We start from the raw sequence: 18,547 nt of genomic DNA, 5'->3' as shown, positions 1-18,547 counted from the left end.
GTTTCTTCATGTTCGACACACCGCGAGTGGCGTCAACGGCCGAGCAGGACACCGATCTGCATCTCGATCTCTGCCGCCACGTCCGCGACACTCTTGGTCGCGTTCGCCGTCAGAGCCATGCTGAGAAACAGGATGGCGGAGACGATGTGGGCCTGCACCTGCCGGTCCGGGTGGTGCGTCGCGTCGTCGTCGTCGTCGCGGCCGAGGATCTCCGCGACGACCGCCTCGGTCCGCGCGGCGAGTGACAACGCTTCACGACGATGAGGTTCCGTGTCGTCACCGAACACGACCTCTCGCTGATAGGTCCGGCCGTTCTCGATCTGCTTGCGGTTGCACTCGACGACCGGCATGAGGACGGCCATGACGGCCTCGACCGGGTCCACGACGTGGGCGGCCGCGGCGATGCCCCGCTCGAGCGCGCTCGCGTAGTCCGAGTTCTGCACCAGAAGAAGCAGTTCACCCTTGTTCTTCGCGTACAGGAAGACCGTTCCGGTTCCCACGTCGGCGCGGTCGGCGACCTGTTGTGTGGTCACCTCACTCACGCCGTACTCGGCGAAGAGGTCGCGTGCCGCCGTGGTGATGCGGTCGAGCTTGTCCTGCTTGTTCCGTTCTCGACGACTCATCGCCGGGGAGGAAGACACCGCCGCTGCCCTCCTTCGCGCACTCCTGACGGGTGATGTACTCCCGTCATTCTCCCACGGCAGGTTTCCTCTGCTGTCGATGAAGTCGACGACCACGGGCGCAGCCCCCGCGACGTGCGGTGCGCCCGCCACACCGGACGCGAACATGAAAAATGGCCCCGGACAACGGTCCGGAGCCATTTCTGTGTCGGGCTGACAGGATTTGAACCTGCGACCACCTGACCCCCAGTCAGGTGCGCTACCAAGCTGCGCCACAGCCCGCGATCCCTCGAAAGGGATCGTGTGTGCCCCGAAGGGAACGAGCAAACACTACCCCAGTGGCGACGCTGGACGCCAATCGCCTCAGCAGCACCACCGGGGCAGTCGCCTACTTCTTCTTGCGGTCCCGCTTCTCCCGGATACGCACCGAGATCCGCACCGGACTGCCGTCGAAGTTGAACTCCTCACGCAGTCGGCGCTCGAGGAACCGGCGGTACCCGGCCTCGAGGAAACCGGTGGTGAACAGCACGAACGTCGGCGGCCGCGTGCTCGCCTGCGTGGCGAACATGACGCGCGGCAGTCGACCACCACGCATCGGCGGCGGCGTCGCGGCCACGACCTCCTTGAGCCAGGAGTTCAGCTGACCGGTCGAGATGCGCTTGTCCCACGACGCGAGCGACGTCTCCAGAGCGGGCACCAGCTTCTGCACCGCACGACCGGTCTTGGCCGAGACGTTGACGCGCTGCGCCCACGGCACGCGCATCAGGTCCCGGTCGATCTCCTTCTCGAGCTGGCCACGACGGTCGTCGTCGACGAGGTCCCACTTGTTGAACGCGATGACCAGTGCGCGGCCGGCGTCGGCGACCATCGAGAGCACCCGCAGGTCCTGCTCGGAGATGACCTCGGACGCGTCGAGCAGCAGAATCGCGACCTCGGCCGCGTCGATGGCGCCCTTCGTGCGGAGCGAGGCGTAGAACTCGGCGCCGCTGGCGTGACTGACGCGCTTGCGCAATCCCGCGGTGTCGACGAAACGCCACACCTTGCCGCCCAGTTCCACCAGTGAGTCCACCGGGTCGACGGTGGTGCCGGCGACGTCGTGCACGACCGATCGCTCGTCACCGGTGAGCTTGTTCAGCAGGCTGGACTTGCCCACGTTCGGCTTGCCGACCAGGGCGACACGACGAGGGCCGGCGACACCGGTTCCCTCGCGGGGCGTCTCGGGCAGGACGGCCAGGACGTCGTCGAGCAGATCGCCCGTACCGCGGCCGTGCGTCGCACTGACTGGACGGGGCTCACCGAGACCCAGCGACCACAGCAGTGCAGCTTCGGATTCCGTGCGCTCGTCGTCGACCTTGTTGGCCACCAGGATGACCGGCGTCTTCGACCGACGCAGGACCCGTGCCACGGCCTCGTCCGTCGCCGTCGCACCGACGACGGCGTCGACGACGAGCAGGATGGCGTCCGCCGTCTGCATCGCCATCTCGGCCTGCCGGGCGATCGACTGCTGCATCCCCTTGGCGTCGGGCTCCCAGCCGCCGGTGTCCTGCACCATGAATCGACGTCCGGACCAGTTGGCCTCGTACGAGACACGGTCGCGGGTGACGCCGGGAACGTCCTCCACCACGGCCTCGCGGCGGCCGATGATGCGGTTGACGAGCGTGGACTTGCCGACGTTGGGCCGACCGACGACGGCGAGGGTGGGAACGGCGACCTCGGCCTCGGCCTCGCCGTCACCCTCGAAGTCGATGTCCTCCCAGTCCGACTCCTCGGACCAGATGCCGTCCGAGGCGTAGACCTCGGTCGCGTCGAGCGTGTCGAATGTGTTGTCGCTCATGAGCGTGCTCCTTCCGGGGCATGAGTCGGACGCCCGATGTCCAGACGCTCGGTGACCAGACGCATCAGTTCGTCGATCACCGCGTCCTTGTCGAGGTCGCTGGTGTCCACGGTGACCGCGTCGTCCGCGGGTCGCAGCGGGGACGTGGCACGTGTGGAGTCCGCGTGGTCCCGACGCTGGACGTCGGCGAGCACGGCGTCGTAGTCGTCCCCGCGGCCCTCGGCGATGTTCTGGTCGTTACGACGCGTGGCGCGCGTCTCCGCGGACGCGGTCAGATAGATCTTGATGTGTGCGTCGGTGAGGACGACGGTGCCGATGTCGCGACCCTCCACGACGATCCGACCGGCAGTGTCCGCGATCTCTCGTTGCAGCGCAACGAGTTTCTCGCGCACTGCGGGAACGGCGGACACCGCGGAGACGGCCGCCGTCACGGCGGACCCGCGGATCGGACCGGTGACGTCCTCGCCCGACACCTCGACCCGCTCCCCCGTGGGATCGGTGCCGATGGAGAGGTCGATGGACTCGGTGAGCGCAGCGACGGCGTCCGCGTCTCCGGGATCGACGTCGTTCGTCAGCACCCATGCCGTCGCCGCGCGGTACATCGCACCGGTGTCGAGGTAGGACGCACCGAGCCGGGTCGCCAACAGGCGCGAGACGGACGACTTGCCGGTACCGGACGGGCCGTCCATCGCGACGATCAGTCGATCCTCCGACGCGGTCACAGGCCGACCGCCCCGTACAGGCTGCCGACCTCGCCGCGACCGAGCACCCGCAGCGTGCCGGGACGCTGGTCGCCGAGGGCGACGGCCCCGATGTCGGTGCGCACCAGGCGTTTCACCGGGAACCCGACCGAGTCGAACAGTCGGCGCACGATGTGCTTGCGACCCTCGTGCAGCACGACCTTCACGAGCGTCTTGCCCTCGTTCACGTCGAGCACCGCGTAGGAGTCCACCTTCGCCGGTCCGTCGTCGAGTTCGACTCCGGAACGCAGCTTCTTGCCCGCGTCGCGGTCCAGGACACCCTGCACCGTGGCGAGGTACGTCTTGGACACCTCGAAGGAGGGGTGCATCAGCCGATGGGCCAGATCGCCGTCGTTGGTGAGCAGGATCAGACCCTCGGTGTCGGCATCGAGTCGGCCGACGTGGAAGAGCCGCTGCCCTGCCTGGACCCGCTCCGAGACGATGTCGCCGATGCAGGGCCGACCGAGGTCGTCCGACATCGTGGACTGCCATCCGCGCGGCTTGTTCAGCGCGATGTGGACCAGATCGGCCTTGATGACGACACGGGTGCCGTCCACCCGCACGACCGCGACCTCGGGGTCGACGCGGACACCCTGCTCGGTGACGATGCGGCCGTCGACCTCGACGCGTCCCTCGTCGATGAGCTGCTCGGCGGCGCGACGCGAGGCGACACCTGCCTGGGCGAGCACCTTCTGCAAGCGCACACCGTCCTCCGGAGCCACATGCGGCCGCGGGCCGTCGGTGTGCTGGTGGCGGGCGGGCTTGGCGTTGCTGATGGTCGGAGCAGCCGTCGTCTTGCGCTCCGGCTTCGGCGACTTGCCGGGCTTGGAGCCGCTGTTCTTGGGAGCCACCCGGGGGTACCCGGACTTGCCGCCGGGCTTACGGCTCTCGGTGCGCTTGCTGTACGCAGCAGCGGCGACCTTCTTGTTGGGGCGCTTCTTCTGTCGTTCGGGAGTGGAGGCGTCGGATGCGCCGTCCCGGTCCGGTGTGCCATCACGGCGAGCGGAGTCGTTCACGTTTCTTACCTATTCGTCTGTGGTGTCGGTGCCGAACTCGGTGGTCGAGTCCGACTCGGTGTTCTCTCGTCGACGCTCGGCACGCAGGACCCGCGGATCGGAGTCCATGCTGTCGCTGATGTCGTCGATCATGTCCACGCCAGGAAGCAGCGGAGCAAGTTCGGGGAGGTCGGACAGTGACGCCAACCCCAACCGTTCGAGGAACATTTCCGTGGTGACGTACTGCGTCGCCGCAGAGTCCGGGTCGGGACCCGCCTCGGCGATGAGACCTCTCGCGAGGAGAGTGCGCATCACGCCGTCCACGTTCACTCCGCGCACAGCACTGACTCGTGCGCGAGTAACCGGTTGACGATAGGCGATCACAGCGAGGGTTTCCAGTGCCGCTCGGGTGAGCTTGGACCGCGCACCGTCGAGGAGGAGCCGTTCGACATAGGGCGCGTACTCGGTGCGGGTGTAGAAACGCCACCCGTCGCCGGCGAACCGCAGGTCGATGCCACTGCCGCGGGCGGTGAGGTCGGCGGCCATGGCGGTCAGCGCCTGCCGGATGCGCGTTTCGTCACAGTCCAGGGCGGAGGCGAGCTGCGGGACGGATGCCGGGGTGTCGACGACGAGCAGCACCGACTCGAGCGCCGCGCGCACCTCGGCGTCCGACAGGGCGTCGGGAGCGTCCTCGCTCGCTGTCATCCGTAGTCCTCCATCCTCGAGACGTCCATCCGGTCGATGTCGGCAGCGTCGTCGTCGCCGGTCCAGGTGACCGCGAGATCGCCCAGCGCCTCGGGTTGGTCGAACGCGACGACCTTCTCGCGATACAGCTCGAGCAGCGCGAGGAACCGTGCGACCACCTCGACGGTGACCTCGCAGTCGCGGACCAGGTCGGCGAACGTCGCCCACTCACCCACTCCGCGGTCGCGCAGCATCGCCAGGATCGCCCGCGCGTGTTCCGGGACCGACACCGCCGACGCGTGGAGATGGCCGAGACCGACCGTCGGCACCTCGCGCGGGGTGAAGGCCGCCGCGGCGATCTCGGCGAAGCGGCGCGGATCCACACCGAGCAACACCTCCGGCAGCAGCGACGCGAACGAGTCCTCGAGCGAGACCGATCGCGGATAGCGCCGCAGCGCGGCGTTCTCCAGTTCGCCGAACAACTGCGCCACCTGTTTGTAGGCCCGGTACTGCAGCAGCCGGGCGAACAGCAGGTCCCGCACCTCGAGCAGTGCCAGGTCCTCGGCGTCGTCCACCTCGCCCGACGGCAGGAGGCGGGCGGCCTTGAGGTCCAGCAGGGTCGCCGCGACCACCAGGAACTCGGTGGTCTGGTCGAGACCCATCTCCGCGCCCATCGCGCGGGTGTACGCGATGAAGTCGTCGGTGACGGTGTGCAGTGCGACCTCGGTGACGTCGAGTCGGTGCTGCCCGATCAGGGTCAGCAACAGGTCGAACGGGCCTTCGAAGTTGGTGAGCCGCACCTGGAATCCGGTGGGCGTCGGCGCGTCCCCGACCGTCGTGTCCGTCACGACCGTCCCGTCGGTCAAGACTGGGGTGCGGTGTCCCGGTGGATGACCTCGCGGGCCAACGACCGGTACGCGTCGGCACCCGCGGACTTCGGCGCCCACGTGGTGATCGGCTCGCCGGCGACGCTCGTCTCCGGGAAACGCACGGTGCGCGTGATGACGGTGTCGAAGACGACGTCGCCGAACACCTCGACCACGCGATTCATGACCTCTCGCGAGTGCAGCGTGCGGGCGTCGAACATCGTGACCACGATGCCCTCGAGCTTCAGCCGCGGATTGAGACGATCGCGCACCTTGTCGACGGTGTCGTTGAGCAACGCGAGTCCGCGCAGACTGAAGTACTCGCACTCCATCGGGATGAGCACGGAATCGGCGCACGCGAGGGCATTGACGGTCAACAGGCCGAGCGACGGCTGGCAGTCGATGAGGACATAGTCGTAGCGATCGAGAATCGGGTGCAGCACGCGTCCCAGCGTCTGCTCGCGGCCGACCTCGGTGACCAGTTGGATCTCGGCCGCGGAGAGATCGATGTTGCTGGGGAGCAGGTCCATCCCGTCCACCCGCGTACGCATGAGGACGTCGTCGATCGCTACCCGCGGCTCCACCAGCAGGTTGTGCACCGTGAGGTCCAACTCGTGGTGTGGCACACCGAGACCCGCGGAGAGCGCGCCCTGCGGATCGAGGTCGACCAGCAGGACTCGGCGTCCGTACTCGGCCAGCGACGCACCCAGATTGATGGTCGACGTGGTCTTGCCGACGCCGCCCTTCTGGTTGCACATCGCGATGACCGTCGCCGGTCCGTGCGAGGACAGCGGCTGCGGATCCGGGATGTCGCGATACGGGCGGCCCGTCGGCCCCATGCCCGACGGGTGGGCCAGCGTGGGATGTTCCGGTTCGGGCTGACGAGTGCGGAACAGTGCTCCGTCGTCGTGCGCCGCTGACACCACCGGACCTCCATCCTCACCTCGTGCTGCAGTTCCCCTGAACGCTACCGCGTGTCGGGTGCAGCTTCGTGCGGACACGCTACCGTGCGCGCGGATGCGCCTCGGCCCACACTTCGCGCAACGTCGTGACGGTGACCAGTGTGTAGATCTGCGTGGTGGTCACCGAGGCGTGACCCAGAAGTTCCTGCACCACACGTACGTCCGCGCCGCCGTCGAGCAGGTGGGTCGCGAAGGAGTGCCGCAACGTGTGCGGGGACACGCTGGCTCCGATCCCGGCGCGCTCCGCCGCGGTCTGCAGGACCTGCCAGGCGCTCTGGCGTGACAACCGGCCGCCTCGCACGTTCAGCAGCAGGGCGGGCGTGCCCTGCGACACCAGTGCGGGTCGACCACGGACGAGGTACGCGTCGACGGCGTCGAGTGCGGGACGGCCGATGGGCACGATGCGCTCCTTGCCACCCTTGCCGTGCAGGACCACGGACCGCGAGTCGGAGTCGATGTCGTCGACGTCGAGACCCACGGCCTCGGAGATGCGCGCACCGGTGGAGTAGAGGAGCTCGAGCAGCGCCCGGTCGCGAAGACCGCGCGGGGTGTCCGCGGCCTCCCCGGCGACGGCATCGAGGAGCGCGAACACCTGCTCGACGGAGAGCGACTTCGGGAGCCGGCGGCCCGGCGCCGGCGGTTTGACCCCGGCAGCGACGTCGACGTCGACGATGCCCTCGGCCAGCGCGAAGCGGTGGACTCCGCGAACCGCGATGACCGTACGCGCGGCGCTGCTCGCCGCGAGCGGCGGGAACAGCTCGTTGCCGGACCGGAGGGCCGTCACGAACTCCGCGACGTCCACCTCGGTGACGTCGCGGAGACTGTTCCGGTCGAGTTCACCCAGATGGCTGGCGTAGCGCGAGAGGTCGCGGCGGTACGAGGTGATGGTGTTGCGAGCTGACCCGCGCTCGACGGCGAGGTGATCGAGATAGGTCGCGATCACCTCGCCCGGCGTGTCAGCTGCCATGCGCGCCCTTGCGCTTCTCGAACGCGGTGGGTCGATCACGCCAGGGTGCATCGCTCGGCCGCAACGGAACCGAGCGTGACCGCACCGCCGCCAGCGCCAGGATTCCCGCCACCGCCGACGCGTTCACGATCTCGCCGCTGAACACCCGCGACACCGCCTCGTCCACCGGGACGCGGACGAGCTCGATGTCGGCTTCCTCGTCGTGTGCCTCCGGTCGATCGACCTCGGTCACCTCGTCGGCCAGGTAGATCCGCACGGTCTCGTCCGTGAACCCGGGTGACGCCGCCACGTCGACCAGCAACGACAGGGACGCCGCGGCGAGCCCCGTCTCCTCGGTCAGCTCACGCTTCGCGGCCTCGACGGGGTCCTCCCCCGGCTCGTCCAACAGACCCGCGGGAAGCTCGAGCAGGCGACGCCCCAGAGGGTGCCGGTACTGGCTGATCAGCACGATGCGCTCGTCGTCGTCCAGCGCGACCACGGCGACCGCACCGTGATGTTCGACGACCTCACGTTCGGCCCGACGACCGCCGGGCATCGTCACCTGATCGAGCCGGAGCGCGAGAATCGCACCCTGGTACTCGACGGACGACTCGAGGATCTCGAACTCGTGACGATCGGCCATGGTCAGGCCTTCGTCGCGGCGGGTTCGGCCGGCTGCGCCGTGTCGGACTCGTCGCCGTGGACGTCGACGGGCAGCCGCTCCTCGGACTTGTACGAGAGCGCAGCGGAGATCAGCGACGCGAAGAGCGGGTGCGGCCGCGTCGGCCGGCTCTTGAGTTCGGGATGCGCCTGCGTGCCGACGAAGAACGGATGCGCGCTCCGCGGCAGTTCGACGAACTCGACCAGGTGGCCGTCCGGGGACGTGCCGCTGAACTGCAGTCCACTCTCCGCGATGCGGTCGCGGTAGCTGTTGTTGACCTCGTAGCGATGGCGGTGACGCTCGGAGACGGACTCGCTGCCGTAGGCCTGCGACACCATCGACCCCTTGGTGAGCGTGGCGGGGTAGGCCCCGAGGCGCATCGTGCCGCCCAGGTCCGCCTCGCCGGCGACCGCCTGCTCCTGGTCCGCCATCGTCGAGATGACCGGCTGTGTCGTCTCGGGCTCGAACTCGGCCGAGTTCGCATCGGTGAGACCGACGGACCGCGCCGCCTCGATGACCATGCACTGCAGACCCAGGCAGAGCCCGAGCGTCGGGATCTTGTGCGTCCGGGCGTGGGTGATCGCGCCGAGCTTGCCCTCGATACCGCGGATGCCGAAGCCGCCGGGAATCACCACGGCGTCGATGTCGGCGAGCGCCAGCTTGGCGCCGGCCGCGGTGTCGCAGTCGTCGGACTGCACCCACACGAGTTCGACCTTCGCGCGGTTGGCGAAACCGCCGGCCCGCAGCGCCTCGGTCACCGACAGGTAGGCGTCGGGCAGATCGACGTACTTGCCGACCAGGGCGACGCGCACCGTCTCACGAGGCTGGTGCACTCGCTCGAGGAGGGTTCCCCACACGGTCCAGTCGACGTCCCGGAACGGCAGTCCGAGCTGCCGCACGACGTACGCGTCGAGACCCTCGCCGTGCAGCACGCGCGGGATGTCGTAGATGGAGGGCGCGTCGGGTGTGGAGATGCACCCGTCGACGTCCACGTCGCACATGAGCGCGATCTTCGCCTTGAGGGCCTGCGGCACGTCGCGGTCGGATCGCAGGATCAGCGCGTCGGGCTGAATACCGATGCTGCGCAACGCCGCCACCGAGTGCTGCGTCGGCTTGGTCTTGAGCTCACCCGAGGGCGCGAGGAACGGAACGAGCGAGACGTGGAGGAAGAAGACGTTCTCCCGGCCCACGTCGTGGCGGACCTGACGCGCCGCTTCGAGGAAGGGCTGCGACTCGATGTCGCCGACGGTGCCACCGATCTCGGTGATGACGACGTCGGGCTCCTGGCCCTGCAGATCCGGTCCGCGCATCGCGAGGATGCGGGCCTTGATCTCGTCGGTGATGTGCGGGATGACCTGGACGGTGTCGCCGAGGTACTCGCCGCGACGCTCCTTGGCGATCACCGTGGAGTACACCTGGCCGGTGGTCACGTTGGCGTATCCGGAGAGATCCCGATCGAGGAACCGCTCGTAGTGGCCGACGTCGAGGTCGGTCTCCGCGCCGTCCTCGGTGACGAAGACCTCGCCGTGCTGGAACGGGTTCATCGTTCCGGGATCGACGTTGAGGTAGGGATCGAGCTTCTGCATCGTGACGCGAAGGCCACGTGAGGTGAGAAGCTGACCGAGGCTCGAGGCCGTGAGCCCCTTGCCGAGCGACGACGCGACGCCGCCGCTGACGAAGATGTGCTTGATGTCGGCCCGCGTGTGAATGCGTGACTGCAAAGAGACTCCCGTGACGGTGCGACCCGATGGTGACAGCGAGCGAATCGCTCAACATCGAGTGGTTCGGAACCTGGCCGACCCACGGGACTTCACGGTAACACCTTCACGCGAGTTCGGTCGACACCACGCGGGCGACGACGGCTTGAGTACCTAGCTCGGGGTCGCCCCGACCGTCACGGCCGTCGCGGCAGGACCCGTTCCGTACCGACCCGTACCACCGGCGAGCTGCTCACCGAGTGCCAAGGCGACGGTGATGCGCCCCGACGTGCGATCGACGTCGTCGACGGTGCTGGTCCCGGCTGCGAGGGCGGAATCCGACCGCACCACCGCGATGGGACCGCTGCCCTCGGCCGAACCGGCACGGCCCGCGAGCACGGTTCCGGCTCCGCGTCCGTCCAGAGCGCCGGCGAAGCGAGCTACGATCGCGCCGCGGTTGCCGTCCTCACCCGAGTCGGCGGCCTGTCCGGAGACCACCACCGCGAGCTGTGCCGGTGCCACGGCACCGTCGTCGTACGTGATGAAGCCGCCGCCGCGCAGGGTGTCGAGGGCCAGGCCCAGTTCCTCCGGCGTGCTCTGCGGTTGGGCGGTCTGTGCGTTCAGCAACAGCACCGTACCGAGCAGATCGCCGGCGAGGCTGCCCTGATCCACCGATCCCGTACGCAGTTGCGCGCCTGCGGGAACCACGTTGGTGAGGCGCGTGCGGAGATCGTCGCCGCTGGCGGCGGACACGAACGCCTCGGTGAGCCCCACTCGTCCGGTCACCGACCCGCCCGCGTCGGCGATGGTGCGCTGCACACCCTCCACGTCGGCGGGGTCTGCGTCGGGCGTGGTGACCAGCACGACGGTGCGGTCGGCCAGCGCTCCCGCGACCACCCGGGTCGCGACGGCCGCGTCGAAACCGTCGGCGGCGTTGAGTTGCTCACCGAGTGCGTTGTTCGCCGACTGCAGGTCGTTCACCTCGGTCTGCAGATCGTCCCGGTCGTCGCGCAGTCCGGACAGCACTCGACCGGACAGCAGGCCGGAGCCGAGGACGACTCCGACCGCGAGCGCCAGGAACACCGCGATCAACGAGATGGTGTGCTGACGAAGCGAAATCACTGAAGCAGCCCCTGCACCCACAGGGCGAAGCTGTTCCAGGTCTCGATTGCCCAGTCCAGAGTCGCACCGCTGCCGTTGGTCACGACGAGCGCCGCGATGACGGCGATGAGGGCTGCGAGGACGAGCAGCGCCACCGCGCCACCGGAGACCCGGCTGCGGTACAACGTCGCCATGGCCTTGGCGTCCACCAGTTTCGGACCGACCTTGAGTCGGGTCATGAACGTCGACGGTGTGTCCGCGCGCTTGCTGGCGTCGAAGAACTCGTCGAGCGACGCGGCACATCCGACCGTGACGATGAGTGAGGCGCCGTGGTGGTCGGCGAGCAGGAGCGCGAGGTCCGCCGGGGTGCCCGTGGCCGGGAACGTCATGGCTCCGATGCCCAGGTCCTGGATGCGCTCGAGGCCTTTGGCGTGGCCGTCGGAATCGGCGGGGAGCACCACCTCGGCGCCGGACTTCAGCGTGCGGCTGCTCACGTCGTCCGGGTCGCCGACGATCAGGTCGGGGCGGTATCCCGCCTCCGACAGCGTGTCGGCGCCGGCGCCGACACCGATGAGGATCGGCGAGTACTCCTTGATGAACGGCTTGAGCGACTTGAGATCGGCCACGTGGTCGGTGCCCTCGGCGACGACCACGACGTGACGACCGTTCATGTCGACGTCCACCTCGGGCACTCCGACGCCGTCGATCAGCAGCGGCGACTCGGTGCGGATGAACTCGATCGTGTTGCCCGAGAACGCTTCCAGGTGATCGATCAGACCAGACTTGGCCTCGATCATGCGGTCGGAGATGTCGGCCTCGGACTGCTCGGTGCCGGTGGCGAGACGTCGCTCCCCGGCGTACACGTTGCCGTCGTGCAGGCGGATCTTCGAACCGTCCTTGACCTTCTTGAAGACGTCGGAGCCCACCTCGTCGATGAGCTCGATGCCGTTGGCGACGAGCACCTCCGGACCGAGATTGGGGTAGCGCCCCGAGATCGAGGCGGAGGCGTTGACCACGGCCGTCACGCCGGCCTGTACCAGCAGGTCGGCGGTGATCCGGTCGAGGTCGAGTTCGTCGAGAACGACGATGTCTCCGGGACCGACACGGCGCAGGAGCTTGGCCGTGGAGCGATCGACCCGAGCGATTCCCGTGACTCCGGGAAGTGAGTCATGACTACGCGAGAGCAGAGCCGGCATCTTCATGCACACGATGATGGACAACAACACGGCAGCATCGGCGGAGGCGCGCCGTAACAACTACCACATCATTCACATCAGTCACACCAGCACATCGCTCTCAGGCGGTCGCGGACTCCCGTTCCGCCGTCGCGGTGCGCAACAGTTCCTCGGCATGTGCCCGGCCGGTCTCGGTGTCGTCGAGCCCGGCGAGCATGCGCGCGAGTTCCACGACACGCTCGGAATCCGTCAAAGTGCGCACACCACTGTTGGGGCCGCCACGTTTTCCGTCGGTCTTGTTCACCACCAGGTGCGTGTCGGCGAACGCCGCGACCTGCGGGAGGTGCGTCACGACGATGACCTGATGCGTCCTGGCCAGGCGTGCCAGCCGCTTGCCGATCTCCACGGCGGCGCGACCACCCACGCCGGCATCGACCTCGTCGAAGACCATGGTCGCTCCGGCATCCGATCGCGCGAGGACCACCTCGAGCGCCAACATCACGCGGGAGAGCTCACCGCCGGACGCGCTCTTGTTGAGCGGCAGCGACTGCGCACCGCTGTGCGCGGACAGACGGAACTCGATCTCGTCGGTGCCGGTCGACCCGGCGTGCAGCGCGGTTCCGTCGACGGACAGCGCCGACCGATCGTCCGCACCCGCAGCGCGGGGGCGCACCTCGACGTCCAGCTTGGCCTTGCCCATCGCCAGGCCGGCGAGTTCGGCGCTGACCGCCTTGGACAGTTTCGCCGCAGCCTTCACCCGCGCGGCCGACAGCTTGCGTGCGACCTCGGCGGTCGCTGCACCGGTGGTGGAGACGCGCTCGGTCAGCGCTGCCACGGCGTCGGCGGAGACGTCCAGTCCCGTCAGGCGGGTTCGTGCGTCCTCCGCCCACGCGAGCACTCCGTCCACGTCGGCGGCGTACTTGCGAGTCAGACTCTTGAGCTCCGCTTGACGCGAGAGCAGCGTGTCCAGTGACTCCGGATCGGCGGGCAGATCCTCGAGGTACGAGGTGAGCTCGGCTCCGACGTCGGTCACCACCGCGATAGCCTCGGCGAGTCGTGGGCCGACGGCCGAGAGAATCTCGTCGTCGGTCGAGGCGAGTCGATCGCGGGCCTCGCCCAACAGCGCCATGACGGACACGTCGCCGGGGTCGTCGCCACCGGTGAGCGCCGTGTGCGCGGCGGACGCCGCATCGCGGAGCGAGTCGAGATCGCTGAGCCGCCGGACGGTCGCCGCGATGTCGGTGTCCTCGTGCGGTGCCGGTGCGACCGCGTCGATCTCGTTCAGGGCGAACGTGAGCTGGTCCGCCTCGCGCGCGAGTTCGCGAGCCTTCTCCGTCCGCTCCCGCAGTTCGGTCACCGCAGCGACCCACTGCGAGCGGCGAGTGCGGTACGTCTCGAGCAGCGGCCCGATGGCATCCGCAGCGAAGCGGTCCAGAGCGGCCAACTGCTGATCACTGCGTTGCAGACGCAGTTGATCGTTCTGTCCGTGCACCGTGAGCAACGATCCGGTGAACTCCGACAGGACGCCTGCGGGCACACTGCGGCCGCCGAGATGAGCACGTGATCGGCCGTCGCTGCCGACCGTCCGGAGGGCGATGATGCTGTCGTCCTCGTCGCGCCGACCGCCGGTGGACTCGAGCAACTGGTCCACGTCGCCGCGGACCTGGTCGGTGACGTGGTCGGTGGTGAAACGACCCTCGACCACCGCGCGGTCGGCGCCGACACGGACACGCCCGGCGTCGGCGCGCGCGCCGGAGAGCAGATGCAGGCTGGTGACGACCATCGTCTTGCCGGCACCGGTCTCACCGGTGAGCACCGTCAGACCCTCCGAGAACGACGCCGTCGCCTCGGCGATGACTCCCAGGCCGTCGATACGAATTTCGGACAACACGTCGGTTACGTCACCCTCCCCCGCCAGCCGGTGACCGGCAAGGCGAACTTGTGTACGAGTCGATCGGCGAACGGCGCGGAGTCGAGCCGGATCCACTTGATCGGCTCACATCCTCGCACCACCTCGACGCGAGCACCGGCGGGCAGGCGCAGGGTGCGCCTGCCGTCGCAGAACACCACCGCGTCGTGTCCGCCGTCGAAGGTCTCGATGGCGATGTGTGACTCGGGACTTGTCACCAGCGGCCGCGCGAACAGCGCGTGGGCGTTACTGGGGATGACGAGGATCGCCTCGAGCTCCGGCCACACGACCGGACCACCGGCCGAGAACGCATAGGCGGTGGACCCGGTGGGGGTCGACAGCAGAACACCGTCGCATCCGAACGAGGACACCGGACGGTCGTCCACCTCGAGCACCACCTCGAGCACCCCGAGCCGCGATCCGTTCTCGATACTGGCCTCGTTCAGCGCCCACCCACGTTCGATGATCTCGCCGTCGACGTGCACGGTGATGTCCAGCGTCATCCGCGGTTCGATGCGGTACTCGCGGCGCACCACGATGGCCAGGGTCTCCTCGAGATCGTCGGCCTCCGCCTCGGCGAGGAATCCGATGCGTCCCAGGTTCACGCCGAGCACCGGGATGGACGCCACCCGCGCGAGTTCCGCAGCGCGCAGGAAGGTTCCGTCGCCGCCGAGGACGAGGACGAGCTCGCAGCCCACCGCCGCCGACGGACCGAACTCCACGACGGAGACGTCGGACTGCGGTGTGGAGAGCGCATCGATCCCCGACGTCGACTCCAACCGCGACGTGTCGTGCTCGTCGACGAGCACGCGCAGTGCGATCCCGTGATCGTGGAACACCTTCGCCGCGCGCAGAGCCGTCTGCTCGATGTCCGGGCGACCCGGATGCGCGACGAGCAGGATGGTGCGCTCGGGCACGGTCGACTCGCTCACTGCGGCCCCTTCTCCACGGCGTCGGACACCAGTTGCTCGACGGACGTCGACTGGGCGGTGCTCGGATCGTGGTCCGGACCCGGAACGGTGAGCCACAGGAAGTACTCGACGTTGCCGGACGGACCGGGCAGTGGGCTCGGCTCCACACCGGACGTGACCAGGCCCAGGTCGGCCGCGGCGCGCACGACTCCCAGCACCGCATCTGCGCGCAGGGCGGGATCGCGGACCACTCCCCCTGCACCGACGCGATCCTTGCCGACCTCGAACTGGGGCTTGACCATCGGGAGGATGCTGGCACCCGGACGGGCACACGCGGCGAACGCCGGGAGTACGAGAGCCAACGAGATGAAGGACAGGTCGGCGACCACGAGGTCGACCGGCCCGCCGATGGCCTCGGCGTCGATGCCGCGGACGTTCGTACGGTCGAGGACTCGCACCCGCTCGTCGGTCCGTAGCCGCCACACCAACTGTCCGTAGCCTACGTCGACCGCCACGACCTCGCGTGCACCCTTGGACAACAGCACGTCGGTGAACCCACCGGTGGACGCACCCGCGTCGAGACACCGCGCGCCCTCCACCGTGACACCGCGTGGCTCGAAGGCGGCGAGCGCGCCCAGTAGCTTGTGTGCACCTCGAGAGGCCCACGACACCTCGTCGGAGACCTCGGTGACCCGTAGCGCCGTGCCGGGCTCGACCGCGGTGGCGGGCTTCGTGGCCACGGTGCCGGCGATCAGCACTCGACCGTCCGAGATGAGCTCCGAGGCGTGATCCCGAGATCGGGCCAGACCGCGGCGGACGAGTTCCGCGTCCACCCGAGCGCGACGAGCCATGTCAGTTCTTGTCCACGGACGCGAGCGCGTCGACGAGTACCTCGTGCGCGCGGTCGAGGATGCGGGCCTGCCGCGTCAGCGTGACCAGGCCGTGCGGGTCGTCCGTACCCTCGCCGAACGGCGCCGACGCCGCAACGTCCGCCTCGGCGACCAGCGCGTCGACAGCCGAGACGACGGCGTCGGGATCGACGGACGTGCCCTCGACATCGGAGTGCGACGGCAAGTGCTGACCGGGGCGGCGAACGGGCGTGCTCATCGCGGACAACGCTAGCCGATACCCCCGACGACGTCGGTCGGCGGTGGTGACCGTCAGTGTCAGGCGGTCCACCGCGCGACGACATCCGCAGCCGCACCGGACGCGCCCTCGACGGTGTCGAAGCCGCCGAGCGCCCAGACCGCGGGGAGAACTTCGCGCAGTGCCTCGATCCAGAGGTCGCCGTCGGCGTCGACGTCGCCCGTGGTCTCGACTCGCAGCACGGAACCGGACAGCGACACCGACCAGGTGTCGGAAGGCTCGGAGGGAACGAGAGACGCGGCCGGCTCCTCGAGCAGAGCCGACAGGGACGACGCGAGGTACGTGGGGCGCTCGTGCGGGACGGCAGTGAGCACGTCGTGCACGGTGCTCACTCCGGTGAGCACGAGGAGTGACGGCACACCCACCTCGTTGGCTCCCGCGATGTCCGTGTCCAGACGGTCACCCACCACCAGCGGCGTGGTCGACCCGCTGCGCTCGAGCGCGTCCTTCATGAGAGGTGCCTCGGGCTTGCCCGCCACGATCGGGGTGGCCCCCGTCGCTGCGGCGACCGCCGCGACCATGGCACCGTTTCCCGGCCCGAGACCGCGAGGCGTCGGCAGGCTGGTGTCGGCATTCGTGGCCACCCAGCGTGCGCCGGCACGGACCGCGTAGGTCGCCTCGGCGATGTTCGCCCACCCCGTCTCGGGGGAATGTCCCTGGACGACCGCGGCCGGAGTGGGGTCCGCTGTACGGACCGGCACCAGGCCGGCGGCGGACACCTCTGCCTCGAGGGCCTCGGTTCCGACGACCAGCACGGACGCACCTGCGGGCAGGAGACCAGCGAGAAGCCGCCCCGCCGCCTGGGAACTCGTCACCACCGACTCGTCGGGCGCACGGAAACCGAGATCGCGTAGGTGCTCGGCCACCTGAGCGGGAGACCGACTGGCGTTGTTGGTGACGTAGCAGAGCTGAGAGGAGCACTCGCGGAGAATGTCGACGGCACCGTCGATCGGATCGGGACCCCGGTACAGAGTCCCGTCGAGATCGAGCAGCAGGGCGTCGTGAGCGTCGGTCAGACGGGTCACTGACCGGTCAGTTCGTCGACTCGGTCCTCGGCGTCCGTCTCACCCTCGACGTCGGCGGCGGCGGCACGGAGGAACCACTGCACCCCGTCGTCCGCTCGACCGGCGGCCACGAGAGCGTCGGCGTAGGCGTAGTACAGCCGCGCTGCAGCCGACCCCGTGCGATCTCCCTCGAGATCCGGAGTCTGCAGCGTCACCACCGCCTGGTCGTACTGCCCCATGTCCATGCGGGCACCCGCGACGACGATGCGCAGTTCGGACGCATCGTCACCCGTCAGCTGGCGAGCCTCGTCGCTGCGTCCGAGCTCGATGGCGCGCTCCGGCCGACCGAGGCCCCGCTCACAATCAGCCATGACGGACAGCAGGCCTGGTCCACCGGCCATACGGCGGGCGGCGCGGAGCTCGGACAGAGCCTCCGCCCACTCTCCTGCGTGATACGCGGCGATGCCGGCCGTCTCTCGGACCACGGCGATGCGGCCGGCACGCTGCCGCGCCGCTCGCGCGTGCAGCAGTGCTGCGGCGGGATCGTCTCCGATCAGCTGACTGACCATGACCATGTGTCGTGCAACAGCTTCCGCGTTGCTCTTGTCGAGGCTCAACAGGTCTCGACGGACCCCGGGTTCGAGATCTTTCGCGTCGACGTCGTCCGGCAGATCGGGCTCGACCGGACGAGGAGCGCGAGAATCAGGGCCTCGCCCACCGCCGGCGCGCGGACCTGCGCTCCCTTCACCGCCGCGACGACGGGGAGGTGCACCCTGTCCTCGAGTGCGGTCGGGTGCCTGGCCCCTACCGGAACCCTGCCGACGGTCGCCGGACGTCGATCGATCCCCGGAGCGCCCACGGTCGCCGGTGTGGCGACGTTCGTCCTGGCTCCCGGAACGGTCACCGGAGCGAGGGGCCGATGATCGGAACGACCCGCGTTCCCCCGCGCTGTCGCGGCGAGGTGCCCGGTTGTCGCGCGCGGGCGGCCGACGGTCCGAATCGGACGTACGACCTTCCGATGACGGCTCTTCCGGCACGGTGGTTCCTTTCGATCGATCGGCGACCGAGCTCTCCCGCTCGTCACCGGTGGTGTCATCATGCCGCACTCACGATCGGAGTGCAGAAACACGAAAGGGGACCCATGTGAATGGGTCCCCTTTCGGAACGGATTGTTCGGCGGTGTCCTACTCTCCCACACCCTGTCGGGTGCAGTACCATCGGCGCTGGAGGGCTTAGCTTCCGGGTTCGGAATGGGTCCGGGCGTTTCCCCTCCGCTATGGCCACCGAAACTCTGTG

At 68.9% G+C, this 18,547-nt stretch carries 18 protein-coding genes, 1 tRNA gene and 1 rRNA gene; all 20 read right to left on the bottom strand.

Translation table 11 applies throughout. The annotated features are described in order from the left end of the window. Positions 1–32 precede the first annotated feature (32 nt). A complete protein-coding gene (locus HQ312_RS00100; protein ID WP_222637482.1) occupies positions 33–641 on the bottom strand; it encodes a TetR/AcrR family transcriptional regulator in 609 nt (202 codons plus the stop codon). Between the two features lie 187 nt (positions 642–828). Continuing rightward, positions 829–902, bottom strand: a tRNA-Pro gene (locus HQ312_RS00095). 106 nt (positions 903–1,008) lie between these two features. Further along, a complete protein-coding gene (der, locus tag HQ312_RS00090; RefSeq protein WP_056444408.1) occupies positions 1,009–2,454 on the bottom strand; it encodes a ribosome biogenesis GTPase Der in 1,446 nt (481 codons plus the stop codon). After that, positions 2,451–3,143, bottom strand: a complete 693-nt coding sequence (cmk, locus tag HQ312_RS00085; protein WP_037185658.1) for a (d)CMP kinase — start codon at positions 3,141–3,143, stop codon at positions 2,451–2,453. Before cmk ends, der begins: the two co-directional genes overlap by 4 nt. 29 nt (positions 3,144–3,172) lie before the next feature. Further along, positions 3,173–4,210 (bottom strand): pseudouridine synthase, encoded by a 1,038-nt coding sequence (locus HQ312_RS00080; RefSeq protein WP_081821205.1) that lies wholly within the window; start codon positions 4,208–4,210, stop codon positions 3,173–3,175. Between the two features lie 9 nt (positions 4,211–4,219). Then, positions 4,220–4,894, bottom strand: a complete 675-nt coding sequence (gene scpB, locus HQ312_RS00075) for an SMC-Scp complex subunit ScpB (RefSeq protein ID WP_222637481.1) — start codon at positions 4,892–4,894, stop codon at positions 4,220–4,222. Further along, a complete protein-coding gene (locus HQ312_RS00070; RefSeq protein WP_222632467.1) occupies positions 4,891–5,739 on the bottom strand; it encodes a segregation/condensation protein A in 849 nt (282 codons plus the stop codon). Before HQ312_RS00070 ends, scpB begins: the two co-directional genes overlap by 4 nt. Beyond that, on the bottom strand, positions 5,736–6,635 hold the full coding sequence (locus HQ312_RS00065; protein WP_051613290.1) for a ParA family protein: 900 nt from the start codon (positions 6,633–6,635) through the stop codon (positions 5,736–5,738). The genes HQ312_RS00070 and HQ312_RS00065 overlap by 4 nt, the downstream gene beginning before the upstream one ends. A 106-nt stretch (positions 6,636–6,741) precedes the next feature. Further along, positions 6,742–7,668: a site-specific tyrosine recombinase XerD gene (gene xerD / locus HQ312_RS00060; RefSeq protein WP_222637479.1), complete on the bottom strand. Its 927-nt coding sequence runs from the start codon at positions 7,666–7,668 to the stop codon at positions 6,742–6,744. Continuing rightward, entirely contained in the window at positions 7,658–8,296 is a 639-nt protein-coding gene (locus HQ312_RS00055; protein ID WP_056444399.1) for an NUDIX hydrolase, read from the bottom strand. The genes xerD and HQ312_RS00055 overlap by 11 nt, the downstream gene beginning before the upstream one ends. After that, the gene (locus HQ312_RS00050; RefSeq protein ID WP_222637478.1) at positions 8,293–10,029 is read right to left on the bottom strand and encodes a CTP synthase; all 1,737 of its coding nucleotides are present in this window, start codon (positions 10,027–10,029) and stop codon (positions 8,293–8,295) included. Before HQ312_RS00050 ends, HQ312_RS00055 begins: the two co-directional genes overlap by 4 nt. Positions 10,030–10,179: 150 nt before the next feature. Next, positions 10,180–11,127, bottom strand: a complete 948-nt coding sequence (locus HQ312_RS00045) for a copper transporter (RefSeq protein ID WP_027505464.1) — start codon at positions 11,125–11,127, stop codon at positions 10,180–10,182. Continuing rightward, positions 11,124–12,308 (bottom strand): putative cytokinetic ring protein SteA, encoded by a 1,185-nt coding sequence (steA, locus tag HQ312_RS00040; protein ID WP_027505465.1) that lies wholly within the window; start codon positions 12,306–12,308, stop codon positions 11,124–11,126. The genes HQ312_RS00045 and steA overlap by 4 nt, the downstream gene beginning before the upstream one ends. Positions 12,309–12,402: 94 nt before the next feature. Further along, the gene (recN, locus tag HQ312_RS00035) at positions 12,403–14,172 is read right to left on the bottom strand and encodes a DNA repair protein RecN (protein WP_222637477.1); all 1,770 of its coding nucleotides are present in this window, start codon (positions 14,170–14,172) and stop codon (positions 12,403–12,405) included. Positions 14,173–14,177: 5 nt separating this feature from the next. Next, the gene (locus HQ312_RS00030; RefSeq protein WP_027505467.1) at positions 14,178–15,122 is read right to left on the bottom strand and encodes an NAD kinase; all 945 of its coding nucleotides are present in this window, start codon (positions 15,120–15,122) and stop codon (positions 14,178–14,180) included. After that, the gene (locus HQ312_RS00025) at positions 15,119–15,952 is read right to left on the bottom strand and encodes a TlyA family RNA methyltransferase (RefSeq protein ID WP_222637476.1); all 834 of its coding nucleotides are present in this window, start codon (positions 15,950–15,952) and stop codon (positions 15,119–15,121) included. Before HQ312_RS00025 ends, HQ312_RS00030 begins: the two co-directional genes overlap by 4 nt. A 1-nt stretch (position 15,953) precedes the next feature. Continuing rightward, positions 15,954–16,208, bottom strand: a complete 255-nt coding sequence (locus HQ312_RS00020; protein ID WP_222637475.1) for a hypothetical protein — start codon at positions 16,206–16,208, stop codon at positions 15,954–15,956. A gap of 59 nt (positions 16,209–16,267) precedes the next feature. After that, positions 16,268–17,272 carry an HAD-IIA family hydrolase gene (locus HQ312_RS00015; protein ID WP_056444384.1) on the bottom strand — a complete coding sequence of 335 codons (1,005 nt, stop codon included), beginning with the start codon at positions 17,270–17,272 and terminating at the stop codon, positions 16,268–16,270. Beyond that, positions 17,269–18,288 carry a hypothetical protein gene (locus HQ312_RS22130; protein ID WP_373425223.1) on the bottom strand — a complete coding sequence of 340 codons (1,020 nt, stop codon included), beginning with the start codon at positions 18,286–18,288 and terminating at the stop codon, positions 17,269–17,271. The genes HQ312_RS00015 and HQ312_RS22130 overlap by 4 nt, the downstream gene beginning before the upstream one ends. A 134-nt stretch (positions 18,289–18,422) precedes the next feature. Continuing rightward, positions 18,423–18,539 (bottom strand): 5S ribosomal RNA (gene rrf / locus HQ312_RS00005). Between the last annotated feature and the right edge of the window lie 8 nt (positions 18,540–18,547).

The organism is Rhodococcus sp. BP-316 (assembly GCF_019836105.1).
Lineage (GTDB): Bacteria > Actinomycetota > Actinomycetes > Mycobacteriales > Mycobacteriaceae > Rhodococcoides.
The sequence above is the reverse complement of the archived record's forward strand: the minus strand, read 5'-3'. Positions and strand labels throughout refer to the sequence as shown.

Coding starts and splice junctions, on each gene's coding strand:
- der (WP_056444408.1), bottom strand. CDS start 2,454: ATGAGCGACAACACATTCGACACGCTCGACGCGACCGAGGTCTACGCC.
- cmk (WP_037185658.1), bottom strand. CDS start 3,143: ATGGACGGCCCGTCCGGTACCGGCAAGTCGTCCGTCTCGCGCCTGTTG.
- steA (WP_027505465.1), bottom strand. CDS start 12,308: ATGAAGATGCCGGCTCTGCTCTCGCGTAGTCATGACTCACTTCCCGGA.
- HQ312_RS00020 (WP_222637475.1), bottom strand. CDS start 16,208: ATGAGCACGCCCGTTCGCCGCCCCGGTCAGCACTTGCCGTCGCACTCC.
- xerD (WP_222637479.1), bottom strand. CDS start 7,668: ATGGCAGCTGACACGCCGGGCGAGGTGATCGCGACCTATCTCGATCAC.
- scpB (WP_222637481.1), bottom strand. CDS start 4,894: ATGACAGCGAGCGAGGACGCTCCCGACGCCCTGTCGGACGCCGAGGTG.
- HQ312_RS00025 (WP_222637476.1), bottom strand. CDS start 15,952: ATGGCTCGTCGCGCTCGGGTGGACGCGGAACTCGTCCGCCGCGGTCTG.